We start from the raw sequence: 12,324 nt of genomic DNA on the forward strand, positions 1-12,324 counted from the left end.
ACTGATTATAAACTAATTATTCCAATGAAAGTCATCCAGTATTTTCTAATCGTACTCCTGGCGGGCGGGCTGTGGGCCTGCGGCACCAAAGCCGAACAAAGCCGGGAAGAGAAGCCGACAGCACAAACCGACGATACGGCCATACCGGTCAAACTAACCAAAGTCGAGTCGGTGGTTCGCTCAGAACCGGTGGTAGCATCGGGGCTGGTGTCGTCGTCGGAAGAAGCCAAACTGTCGTTTAAAATTGGCGGCATCATTCAAAAAATGTACGTTGATGAAGGCCAGACCGTCCGGAAAGGGCAACTGCTGGCGACGCTCAACCTGACGGAAATCAACGCCCAGGTGAGCCAGGCGCAGTTTTCGAACGAAAAAGCCGAACGCGACCTCAACCGCGTCAAAGCACTTTACGCCGACACAGCCGCCACGCTCGAACAGTTGCAGAATGCCACGACCGGCCACGAAGTTGCCAAACAGAACCTGACCATCGCGCAGTTCAACCAGAATTACGCCCAGATCCGGTCGACGGTGGATGGCACGGTGACGCGGAAACTGATGAATGAAGGCGAATTTGCGTCGGCAGGTGGGGCGGTTTTCATGATCTCGTCGACCCGGAAAAATGACTGGATTGTGCGGGTAGGTGTGGCCGACAAGGACTGGGCGCGTTTGAAAGTAGGCAACCGCGCTACCATCACGCTGGAAGCCTATCCCGACCAGACGTTTGTGGGTACCGTGAGCGAACTGGCCCAAGCCGCCGATCCGCAAAACAAGCTCTACGATGTAGAAATCCGCATCAACCCCGGCGCGGTGAAATTTGCGCCCGGTTTATTTGCCAAAGTGAGCCTGCAACCCGCCCAGAGCCGCAGTTATGCGCTGGTTCCGATTGAAGCCATTGTGGAAGGAAATGGCAAAGACGGTTTCGTTTTTGTGTTGACTGAGGACCAGAAGCACGTCCGCAAAATACCGGTGCAGATCGGCTTCATCGACAACGACAAAGTCCTGCTAACGAACGGCTTATCGGGAATATCCAATGTGGTAACGGCCGGTTCAGCCTATCTGACCGAAACGTCAACCGTTGTTCTCCAATAACCCCTCTGATCAACTCTGGTTCTCTCCGCTAAACTCTGCGAAACAGTTTTAAAGCTATTTCGCGGAGTTTAGCAGAGGGAACCAGAGCTAAGCGGAGAAAATACTTCCACTATGAACTTATCCGAATTTTCCGTCAAAAACTGGCAGTTCATGCTGGTCCTGTTCATCGCCGTGGTGGCGCTGGGCGTCAACTCGCTGTTCAACATGCCACGGGGCGAAGACCCCGAATTTACGGCTCCCTCGTTTGCCGTGGTAATCGTGTATCCCGGCACCGACGCGCAGGACATGGAAGAACTGGTGGTCGATCCGGCCGAAGCGCGTTTCAACTCCCTGGACGACATCAGCCACGTCATCACCACCATCGACGACGGTCTGGCGGTTTTGCGCGTGGAATATGATTACAGTTCCGATGCTGATGAAAAATACCAGGAAATGGTGCGCGAAGTCAATGCCCTCCGGGCACAGTTGCCCTCTGATATTTTCAACATCGAAATCCAGAAATTTTCTCCCACCGACGTCAGTATCGTTCAGGTGGCTTTGCAGTCGGAAGTGGCTTCCAACAAAGAGCTGGGCGACTATGCCGATGCGCTGAAAGAACGGCTGGAAAAAGTCAAAAGTCTGAAAGGCGTCGAAGACTGGGGCTACCCGGCCAGCACCGTTCGCATTTCGCTGAATATTGAACGGATGGCGCAGGAAGGCATTGCCGTGAATCGGCTGATTGGCGCGTTGCAGGCCGAAAACCTGAACATTCCGGGCGGCAGCATTCAGGCCGGTACGCGGAAATTCAACGTCAAAACCAGCGGGGATTACCAGTCACTGGATGAAATCAAAAATACCGTGGTTTCGACTAACGGGCAAAAAATCATTTACCTCCGCGACATTGCCGACGTGGATTTCAATTACGAAGACGAAACCCACATCACCCGCCTGAACGGACACCGGGCGGTTTTGGTCACGGCCGGTCAGAAGCTGGGCGAAAACATTGCCAAAGTGGGGGAACAATTGAACCCGGTCATCGAGGATTTCGCGAAAACCCTGCCGCCCCACATCAAGCTCGTCAAAAACTTCGACCAGGCCGCCAGCGTCAACGCCCGGCTCAGCCGGTTTGCCAAAGATTTCGGCATCGCCATTTTGCTGGTTGCCCTAACGCTGCTACCGCTCGGCATCCGGGCGGCCATCGTCGTCATGATTTCGATTCCGCTTTCGTTGTCCATCGGCCTTTCGCTGCTGAACATGTTTGGCTTCAGCATCAACCAGTTAAGCATTGTCGGATTGATCGTCGCGCTGGGTATTCTGGTCGATGATTCGATTGTGGTAGTCGAGAACATCGAGCGGTATTTGCGCGACGGTTTTTCCCGGCGGGAAGCCGCGATCAAAGCGACCAAACAGATTACACTGGCCGTCATTGGCTGTACGGTTACGTTGATTCTGGCTTTTCTGCCGCTCATGTTTTTGCCCGAAGCATCCGGCGATTTCATCCGTTCGCTACCCACCGCCGTGGTCACCACCATTCTGGCATCATTGCTGGTTTCGCTGACCATTGTCCCATTTCTCTCCAGCCGAATCCTGAAAGAAGCGCACAATCCGGAAGGCAATATTTTCATGCGGGCGTTGAAAAAACTCATCAGCGGGTCCTACAGCCGCCTGTTGCACACGGCTTTGCGTCATCCGGTTATCACGCTGCTGGGCGCACTGGCAATTTTTGGTGGTGCTTTATCGCTGGTTCCAAAAGTCGGTTTCGCGCTGTTTCCGGCGTCTGAAAAACCGCAATTTCTGATCAACATCGAAACGCCCGAAGGCACCAGTTTGCAGGAAACCAACCGCGTGGCCCGCTACGTCGAGAGCCAGTTGGGAAACGAACCCGACGTCAAGTATTTCACAACCAACGTCGGCAAGGGCAATCCACGGATTTATTACAACATCATTCAGCGGAACGAGGCTACCAATTTCTCGCAGTTTTTTGTTCAACTGCACGATATGCCGCCGGTTCAAAAACGCCAGTTGATTGACAAGCTGCGGGAGAAATTCAAGTTTTATGCCAATGCCAAAATTGAGGTCAAGGACTTTGAGCAGGGTCCCGACCAGGAAGCGCCGGTGGCCATCCGGGTGTTTGGCGAAAACCTGGATACGCTCCGAACCGTGGCCGCCGATGTGGAGAAAGTCCTGAAAACCACTCCCGGTTTAATTTACATCAACAATCCGCTGGCAACCCGCAAAACTGACCTGCGCGTCAAAATCAACAAGGAAAAAGCCGGGATGCTGGGCATGTCCGTGGCCGACATTAACCGCACCATTCGGCTGGCCATTGCGGGCTTGAACGTGGGCGTGTTCAAGGACGAAGCGGGAGACGATTTCCTGATCAACGTCACGTTGCCCAAAGGAAAGGTGGCGGATTTACGTGTTCTCAATAACCTCTATGTCAATACGCTAACGGGCGGATCGGTTCCCCTGCGCCAGATTGCCGACCTTCAATTCGAGACCTCGACCAACCAGATCCGGCACTACGACAAGGACCGTTACGTCACGGTTACCGGTTTCGTCAAAAGCGGTTATCTGGTCGATAATGTCTACAATGAAGTTATTAAGAAGCTCGACGCGCTGAAGTTTCCCAGCGATTTTCGCTACAAAGCCGCCGGTGAACTGGAAAGCCGGGAAAAATCATTCGGCGGTTTGGGAACGATCATTCTGATCACCGTCTTCGGTTTTCTGGCGGTCTTGATTCTGGAATTTGGTACGTTCAAAAGTACGCTAATCGTGCTTTCGGTCATCCCGCTGGGCATCATTGGGGCCATTGCGGCACTGCTGTTATCGGGCAATCCGTTTTCGTTTGTGGCCGTCATCGGTCTGATTGCACTGATCGGTATCGAGGTCAAAAACTCCATTCTGCTGGTCGATTTCACCAACCAACTCCGGGAGCAGGGAATGCCGCTGATCGAAGCCATCGAGCAGGCGGGTGAAATCCGCTTTGTGCCGATCGTCCTGACCTCGCTCACGGCCATTGGCGGTCTGATTCCGCTGGCCATCGAGGGAAATCCGCTTTATTCGCCCCTGGCATTGGTGCTGATTGGTGGGTTAATTAGCTCAACCCTTCTCTCGCGGATTGTGACACCGGTATTGTATAAATTGTTACCGCCCCGCGTCGATTTAAAAGTACCCGCGGTTGCAGAAGAGCCAGAATTAATTTAATAATTAACCAATCAGAAAAAGAAGTAACATTTCTATTTTAATAAAGCGAAAAGCCAAATAAGGTAACTTAACGTTTACCTTATTTGGCTTTTCGCTTTATTAAACACAATTTTAAATTCTTTTTGAAGGGATTCTCTGCGGAAATTATGAAAATATTTTTGCGGCTTTATTGCAGTTCACGGAATATTTACTAATCTTTGTCATAACCAATAGGGCTTATCATAAAAATAAAGACTATCACCATTAGCGATAGTCTTTACGGCCTTTGTAGTTATTACTTAAAACACCTTGATTAAAAAAAATGAGGCTGTCATATTTTATTTAATCCAAGTGGACAAATATACACATTGCTCATTTATTTACAGTTGCTAAAAAGCAATTGTTTCTTATCAGGCAAGTTTTTTTTTGAGCTGGTTTAGTCTAACAAACCGGTTTTTATTTTCTGCCCCCTCACTCGGCTCAGGGTAAATCGGGAGAGCCCCAGGTAGGAAGCAATATGCTTTAGGGGCATTCTGGCGCAGATTGTCGGGTATTGTTTACAAAAATGATAATAGCGTTCTTCAGCGTTGAGCATCCTCAGAGACCGGATTCGCTCGTCAAAAATAACAAGGTATTTCTCGCAAATAATTCTTCCGATCACGTTCGTAACCGGATATTTATAATATAACCGTTGCAAATCGGGATACGACAGAAAAAGAAGCTCCGAATCTTCCATTAATTCGATCGTCTCTGAGGATGGAATTTGGTTTAAAAAACTCTGAATTGACAACACCATGTCGCCCTCAGCCGCAACTCCAGATGTTACTTCTTTTCCATCTAAGTAATAATACCTTCGTACCAGTCCTTTACCGACGTAAAATAGTTTATCGGCCGTTTTCCCGATCGACACCAGATGCGTTCCCTTCGGAAATTTTTTCACCAGTAGGTATTGACGGATAAAGCGTATTATTTCGTCATTTATCGGGCAGGCTTCCAGTAAAGACGCAATAAATCGGTCGTAGAGTTCTTCTTTCATGGAGCCAGGAAGTAATAGTAAAAACATCACTCATTGCAGAAGTAGACGTAAGTACGGGAATGAAGTCACACGTTTATTAAGAAAAAATGGCTCATATTCTATATTTATTGAGTATTCGGTCATATAAATATTCATCTGAAATTAAACGGTAACAATTCTCTGCCCCTTTTTCAGCAAGACACGAAACAAGGATCTAGAATTTGCGTTAACTAGAAAATCAAATTATCCACTGCATGTTCCTTTTTTTTGCGCTCCGGCTCCTGGTATTTCATTCTTTTTCAGCGGAAACGAAACTGGTGGTTGATGTTCAGAATATCAGACACCATACCGGACAAATCCGGGTTGGCCTCTACAAACCCTGCGCCGGCTTCCCGACCGGCTGCAAACCTCTTGTCAGTCATCAGGTTGACGTAACCGGAAACACCGCCCGCATCACGTTTAGCGTGAAACCCGGCGACTACGCCGTTGCCCTTTTCCACGACGTAAACGGCAATGGGCAGTTGGATAAAAAGATGTTTGGCATTCCGAAAGAGCCGTATGGATTCAGCAATAATTTCCGCCCAAGCCTGTCAGGACCCGCATTTGACGACTGCCGGGTACGTGTCGAGGAGTCGGAAAAAAAGATTTCAATAAAATTAATCTGAGTTCGGAAGATTTTTTTAGTAACTTTACCCGGCAAATAACCTATCGTGTTTATTTGCTATGAGCTTAGACTCCTCGAAATTCCTCTACGAAGCGCTTACTTACGACGACGTTCTTCTTTTGCCTGCTTTTTCGGAGGTTCTCCCCCGCGATACACAGACAACTACCCAACTTACCCGCAACATCCGGCTGAACATTCCGCTCATTTCGGCGGCTATGGACACCGTTACGGAATCTGACCTCGCCATTGCGATGGCGCAGGAAGGCGGTATCGGGATCATCCACAAAAACATGAGCATCGAGCTGCAGGCGGAGCAGGTTCGGAAAGTAAAACGCTCGGAAAGTGGCATGATTATCGACCCAATCACGCTCATGGAAGGGGCCACACTCGCCGATGCCCACCAGATTATGCGTGAATTCAAAATCGGTGGCATTCCCGTCGTCGATGCGTCCAATAAACTCATCGGGATCCTGACCAACCGCGATCTGCGCTTCCAAACGGAACTCTCGAAGCCCGTTACGGATATTATGACCCGGGAAAACCTGATTACGGCCCGGGAAAAAATCACACTCGAAGAAGCCGAAAGCATTCTGCAACAGTATAAGATCGAGAAACTGCCGATCATCGACGATCAGAACCACCTCGTCGGCCTGATTACTTACAAGGATATTCTGAAAAAGAAAAGCCATCCCAACGCCTGCAAAGACGAACTGGGGCGGTTGCGCGTGGGGGCCGCCGTGGGTGTCACGCACGATCTGATCAAGCGCATCGAGGCTCTGGTGAAAGCCGGTGTCGATGTCATCAGCGTCGATACGGCACACGGCCATTCACAGGGCGTTATTGACGCCGTCCGGGGCATCAAAGAGCGGTTTCCGAAACTGGAAGTGATTGCGGGCAACGTGGCCACGGGCGCGGGTGCCAAAGCGCTGGCCGATGCCGGTGCCGATGCAGTCAAAGTGGGCGTTGGGCCGGGCAGTATCTGTACGACCCGGATCATTGCCGGCATCGGGATGCCGCAGTTGACGGCGGTTTACGAATCGGCGAAAGCGTTGAAGGGCACCGGTGTTCCGGTGATTGCCGACGGCGGTATTCGCTTTTCGGGCGACATTACGAAGGCCATTGCGGGTGGTGCCTACACCGTCATGGTGGGTTCGCTGCTGGCCGGAACCGAAGAGGCTCCAGGCGAAGTGGTGCTGTACGAAGGACGCCGGTTTAAAACCTACCGTGGCATGGGTTCCGTCGAAGCCATGGAAGAAGGTTCGAAAGACCGATATTTTCAGGATGCCGAAGACGACATCAAGAAACTCGTGCCGGAAGGCATCGTGGGGCGGGTTCCCATCAAAGGCCGGGTGGCCGAGATTATCTACCAACTGGTGGGTGGTTTGAAAGCCGGTATGGGCTACTGCGGAGCGAAAGACATCGAAACGCTGCAAGACGCCAAGTTCGTCAAAATCACGTCGGCCGGGGTTCGCGAAAGCCACCCGCACGACATTCAGATTCAGAAAGAAGCACCGAATTATTCATCCCGCTAATGATTGCCCCTACGGACACGAGTCTGTAGGGGCTTTTTTTTGAAATACTATCCCGCAGTTTTTCAAGGTCGACAATAAAAACCGGGTTCGCCCGTTATGAGAAAACAATCCCAGACTATCTACGAAGTCACGATTCTGTATATTGGCTCCCTCAATGCGCTCCGCCAGCGCGAACCTTTTATCGTTTTCTTCTCCAATCTTAAAAAAGCCGTTGAAACTATCATTGGTCAATTAGCCCTGAATGGCTGGCCGATCAAGGTGAATTATACTGCCGTTTACCGCAGCCTGAAACAACGCGGTAGTTATCAGTGTGATTTCGACGTGGCCGGTGCCAAAGTGTTCCGCATCCGCATCGTCCCCCAGACCCTGAATCCGGTGTTGACAACCATGGGGATTGACGAAAAACCGGCTGAACCAACCCGCAAAAAGTAGTGCTGATCATGGCTGCGGGCCCTCTATTGGACAAATACAAAGGATAATCTGACACTAAATTAGTGAATTAAGGGTCGGCTTTCGTTCCGGGCAAAAACCGTCTGTGGTGCCGTTAAGCTACTTTATACACCCATAGAGTCGCTTTTCCGAAAACTCCCGGTTCATCGCAATGAAACTGATTCAGAAATTGTTACTATTCTATGGCGCAAACCCCTAATTTTGCATTACGTATTGAAACATTCGTTTAATAGACATTTAGAATGATTAACCTCATAACCAAGAGCATTACGAAACTCTTCGGTACCAAGTCGGATCGGGACATGCGCGACCTGCTCCCGTATGTCGACAAGGTGAACGCCGAGTTTCAGAAATTACAGACTCTTTCGAACGATGAACTCCGGAATGTGACGACGGAATTGAAGCAGATCATTGCTCAGCGGTTACAGCCTATCGATACCCAACTGGCGGATCTTCACCAGCAGGTTACGGACCAGCCCGATATGGATGTCGATGCAAAACAACGCATCTTCAACCAGGTCGACAAGCTGGAAACCGACCGGAACAAGGAACTGGAAGTGGTGCTGCTCGATATTCTCCCACAAGCGTTTGCCGTTGTGAAAGAAACCGCCAAGCGGTTGAAAGAAAACGAACAACTGGAAGTAACGGCCACGGAGTTCGACCGTGAATTTGCTACCCGCAAAAAACACATTACCATTCAGGGCGACAAAGCCTACTGGGCCAATAGCTGGGATGCCGCCGGAACGCTCGTGAAGTGGGACATGGTTCACTACGATGTGCAGATCATCGGGGGGACGGTTTTGCACCAGGGAAAAATTTCGGAAATGGCTACGGGGGAAGGAAAAACGCTGGTCGCTACCTTCCCGGCTTATCTGAACGCCCTCGCCGGACGCGGGGTACACATCGTAACGGTCAACGATTACTTGGCCAAACGTGACTCCGAGTGGATGGCGCCCCTGTTCGAATTCCACGGCATGCGCGTCGATTGCATCGATAAGCACCAACCCAATTCCTTCTCGCGGAAACAAGCCTATCTGGCTGATATTACGTACGGTACGAACAATGAATTCGGCTTTGATTACCTGCGCGACAACATGGCGCGCGGTACCGACGAACTCGTACAACGGAAACACCACTACGCGATGGTCGATGAGGTCGATTCGGTATTGATCGATGACGCCCGGACGCCGTTGATTATTTCCGGTCCCGTGCCGCGCGGTGACGAACAGGATTTTGCCGAACTGAAACCGCGCGTTTCCCGCGTGGCCGAGGTGCAGCGGAAACTGGTGCAGGATTTTTTGAACGAAGCGAAGAAGAAAATTGCCGCCGGTGACGAAAAAGAAGGCGGTTTGGCCTTGTTCCGCGCCCACCGGGGTCTGCCCAAATACAAACCGCTGATCAAATACCTCAGCGAAACCGGTATCAAGGCGGTTTTGCAGAAAACCGAATCGATTTACCTGGCTGAAAACCAGAAATTGATGCCCGAAGCGGATAAACCGCTGTATTTCACGATCGATGAGCGGCACAACAGCATCGACCTGACGGAAAAAGGCATCGACTACATCACCGGTTCCGGCGAAGATCCCAACTTCTTCATCCTGCCTGACTTGTCGATCGATATTAACAACATCGAGAAAAGCACGGAACTGGATGAGAAGGAAAAGATTCTCCATAAAGAAGCGCTGATTCGCGATTATTCGGTCAAAACCCAGCGGATCAATACCGTCAACCAGTTGCTAAAAGCATACAGTCTGTTTGAAATCAACGTCGATTACGTCATCATGGATGGCAAAATCAAGATTGTCGATGAGCAGACAGGCCGGATCATGGAAGGACGCCGGTGGTCGGACGGTTTACACCAGGCCGTTGAAGCCAAAGAAGGTGTAAAAGTAGAAGACGCTACCCAGACCTACGCGACGGTTACGCTCCAGAATTACTTCCGGATGTATCACAAGCTGGCCGGGATGACCGGTACGGCCGAAACCGAAGCGTCGGAATTCTGGACGATCTACAAACTGGACGTGGTCGTGATTCCAACGAACCGGAACATCGTTCGGAAAGATGAAGAAGATAAAGTCTACCGTTCGGTTCGGGAAAAATACAATGCGGTGGTCGATGAGATCGTCGCGCTCGTTGAAAAAGGCCGCCCGGTGCTGGTCGGTACGACCTCGGTTGAAAACTCGGAGTTATTGAGCCGGATGCTGTCGCTGCGCAAAATTGCGCACCAGGTTCTGAACGCCAAGCAACACCAGCGGGAAGCTGAAATTGTAGCCGAAGCCGGAAAACCGGGAACCGTAACGATTGCTACCAACATGGCCGGTCGGGGTACGGACATCAAGCTGACGCCGGAGTCACGCGCTGCGGGCGGTTTGGCCATCGTCGGTACGGAACGGCACGAATCCCGGCGCGTCGACCGCCAGTTACGCGGTCGGTCGGGTCGTCAGGGCGATCCCGGAACGACGCAGTTTTTCGTGTCGCTCGAAGATAGCCTGATGCGGCTTTTCGGGTCCGACCGGATCGCCAAGGTGATGGACCGAATGGGTCTGGAAGAAGGCGAAGTGATTCAGCACTCGATGATTACGAAGTCCATCGAACGGGCACAGAAGAAAGTCGAAGAAAACAACTTCGGGATTCGGAAGCGGTTGCTGGAATATGATGACGTGATGAACTACCAACGCGAGGCCATCTACAAACGCCGTCGGAACGCCCTGTTTGGCGACCGGCTGGCGCTGGACATTGCCAACACGATGTATGACGTCTGCGAAGATCTGGCGGGCAATACCGAAGGAAACTACGACGAACTGGCGCTGCAAACGCTGACGGCACTCGGTTTTGAGATCAGCATGAGCCGCGAAGAGTTCAGCCGACTGAAGCCGAAGGAACTGGCGCAGAAGCTGTATGAAGAAGCGGACAAGCATTACCACGAAAAAAACAACGCCATTCGGCAGAAAGCGCAGCCGGTTCTGCAATCCATTCTGGCGGAGCGGGGTGCCACCATTCAAGACATTGTGGTGCCGTTCTCCGACGGTCTGCGCGAACTGACGGTGGTCAACAACCTCCGCAGAACCGTCGAAACCGAAGGTCGCGAGTTGATCACGGAAATGGAAAAAGCGGTTTCGCTGTCCATCATCGACCAGGAGTGGAAAGAACACCTGCGCGAAATGGACGACCTGAAGCAGTCGGTACAGAACGCGGTTTTTGAACAGAAAGACCCGTTGCTGGTCTATAAATTCGAGTCGGTCGAATTGTTCAAGCGTTTTTTGAGCAAGGTCAATTTCGACACAATCAGTTTCCTGACGAAAACCGACATTCCGGGTCAGGAAGCCGAAGAGGTACAGCAGGAAGTTCGGCAGGCGCCCAAAAACCCGCGTCCGGAACCGCAGCCGGAACTGCACACCAACAAAGAAGAGCACGAAGAACCCGTAGCCGGAGGGCCGGAAGAATACGCCCGCAAGATGGCAACGGCGGAGAAACAGGCACCGGTTCGAGCCGTAAAAATTGCCAACCGCAACGAGAAAGTGAGCGTTCAGTACATGGACGGCACCATCAAGCGGGATGTCAAATACAAGGTAGTCGAAAACGACGTGCAAAGCGGCCGGGCGGTTTTGATTGAGTAAACGTTTCCGGTTTTCAGTTTCCGGTTTTCAGTGGCTGACGCATTCATAAACGTGCGTCAGCCACTGAAAACCGGAAACTGAAAACTGAATACCGTAAATCTGAAAACCATGTTAGCCCAGCCAAAACCGTATTGCACACCGGAAAACTATCTTGAACTTGAACGCAAAGCCGCGTACAAGAGCGAATATTTCAAAGGTGAGATAGTTGCAATGGCTGGAGCATCCCGCAATCACAATCGGATTAAAGAAAATCTGTCGGGTAGTCTTGGTTCTTATGTGAAAGGAAAAGGCTGGCAGACGTTTTCATCGGACTTTCGGCTTCATGTCCTAGAGAATGGCCTGTTCACCTATCCTGATCTGGTCATTGTCTGTGGAGAACCGGACCTGCTGGATTCTACATTTGATACGCTGCTGAACCCCACCATTCTGGTTGAAGTTTTGTCGGAAAGCACGAAGGACTACGACCGGGGCGGAAAATTCATGCTTTACCGCAATATTCCCACTTTTCAGGAATACATTCTGGTGGATTCCGAACAGATTCGGGTAGAAGCCTGGTATAAACCGGAAAAAGGCTTCTGGACGTTGCGGAAGGAAACCGGCGAGGTCGATGACTCTCTGACGATTCAGACGCTCGATTTGACACTCCCACTGCGGGACATTTACGAACAAACCGTTGGCTTGCTGAGTTAAGAATACCGCCGGATGGACGCTTTTCAGACCCAAATTCGTGTAGTTACAATAAACTTTTAAAATATTTTACAAAACCAATAAAGAAAGAAAGATTTTGTAGTATTG

At 50.9% G+C, this 12,324-nt stretch carries 8 protein-coding genes; 7 read left to right on the forward strand and 1 reads right to left on the reverse strand.

Annotated elements, in window-relative coordinates:
• Window positions 1-24 precede the first annotated feature (24 nt).
• Complete coding sequence (locus DUE52_RS30605; RefSeq protein ID WP_114409953.1) at window positions 25-1,086, forward strand: efflux RND transporter periplasmic adaptor subunit; 1,062 nt, start codon at window positions 25-27, stop codon at window positions 1,084-1,086.
• A 111-nt stretch (window positions 1,087-1,197) separates the two neighbouring features.
• Window positions 1,198-4,272, forward strand: a complete 3,075-nt coding sequence (locus DUE52_RS30610; RefSeq protein ID WP_114409954.1) for an efflux RND transporter permease subunit — start codon at window positions 1,198-1,200, stop codon at window positions 4,270-4,272.
• 415 nt (window positions 4,273-4,687) lie between these two features.
• Here DUE52_RS30610 and DUE52_RS30615 read toward each other — a convergent pair whose 3' ends face one another.
• Window positions 4,688-5,287, reverse strand: a complete 600-nt coding sequence (locus tag DUE52_RS30615; RefSeq protein WP_165841066.1) for a Crp/Fnr family transcriptional regulator — start codon at window positions 5,285-5,287, stop codon at window positions 4,688-4,690.
• Between the two features lie 233 nt (window positions 5,288-5,520).
• Here DUE52_RS30615 and DUE52_RS30620 point away from each other — a divergent pair, with 233 nt between their 5' ends.
• From DUE52_RS30620 to DUE52_RS30640, 5 genes are all read left to right on the forward strand, one after another.
• Window positions 5,521-5,931, forward strand: coding sequence for a DUF2141 domain-containing protein (locus DUE52_RS30620; RefSeq protein WP_114409956.1), 411 nt, complete (start codon window positions 5,521-5,523; stop codon window positions 5,929-5,931).
• Between the two features lie 58 nt (window positions 5,932-5,989).
• Entirely contained in the window at window positions 5,990-7,462 is a 1,473-nt protein-coding gene (gene guaB / locus DUE52_RS30625) for an IMP dehydrogenase (RefSeq protein WP_114409957.1), read from the forward strand.
• Between the two features lie 96 nt (window positions 7,463-7,558).
• Complete coding sequence (locus DUE52_RS30630; protein ID WP_114409958.1) at window positions 7,559-7,894, forward strand: hypothetical protein; 336 nt, start codon at window positions 7,559-7,561, stop codon at window positions 7,892-7,894.
• 260 nt (window positions 7,895-8,154) lie between these two features.
• Window positions 8,155-11,529, forward strand: a complete 3,375-nt coding sequence (secA, locus tag DUE52_RS30635) for a preprotein translocase subunit SecA (protein WP_114409959.1) — start codon at window positions 8,155-8,157, stop codon at window positions 11,527-11,529.
• Between the two features lie 108 nt (window positions 11,530-11,637).
• Complete coding sequence (locus tag DUE52_RS30640) at window positions 11,638-12,219, forward strand: Uma2 family endonuclease (protein WP_114409960.1); 582 nt, start codon at window positions 11,638-11,640, stop codon at window positions 12,217-12,219.
• Window positions 12,220-12,324: the final 105 nt, after the last annotated feature.

Origin of the sequence: Larkinella punicea (assembly GCF_003334855.1) — a bacterium.
Lineage (GTDB): Bacteria > Bacteroidota > Bacteroidia > Cytophagales > Spirosomataceae > Larkinella > Larkinella punicea.

Coding starts and splice junctions, on each gene's coding strand:
- DUE52_RS30605 (WP_114409953.1), top strand. CDS start 25: ATGAAAGTCATCCAGTATTTTCTAATCGTACTCCTGGCGGGCGGGCTG.
- DUE52_RS30610 (WP_114409954.1), top strand. CDS start 1,198: ATGAACTTATCCGAATTTTCCGTCAAAAACTGGCAGTTCATGCTGGTC.
- DUE52_RS30615 (WP_165841066.1), bottom strand. CDS start 5,287: ATGAAAGAAGAACTCTACGACCGATTTATTGCGTCTTTACTGGAAGCC.
- DUE52_RS30620 (WP_114409956.1), top strand. CDS start 5,521: ATGTTCCTTTTTTTTGCGCTCCGGCTCCTGGTATTTCATTCTTTTTCA.
- guaB (WP_114409957.1), top strand. CDS start 5,990: ATGAGCTTAGACTCCTCGAAATTCCTCTACGAAGCGCTTACTTACGAC.
- DUE52_RS30630 (WP_114409958.1), top strand. CDS start 7,559: ATGAGAAAACAATCCCAGACTATCTACGAAGTCACGATTCTGTATATT.
- secA (WP_114409959.1), top strand. CDS start 8,155: ATGATTAACCTCATAACCAAGAGCATTACGAAACTCTTCGGTACCAAG.
- DUE52_RS30640 (WP_114409960.1), top strand. CDS start 11,638: ATGTTAGCCCAGCCAAAACCGTATTGCACACCGGAAAACTATCTTGAA.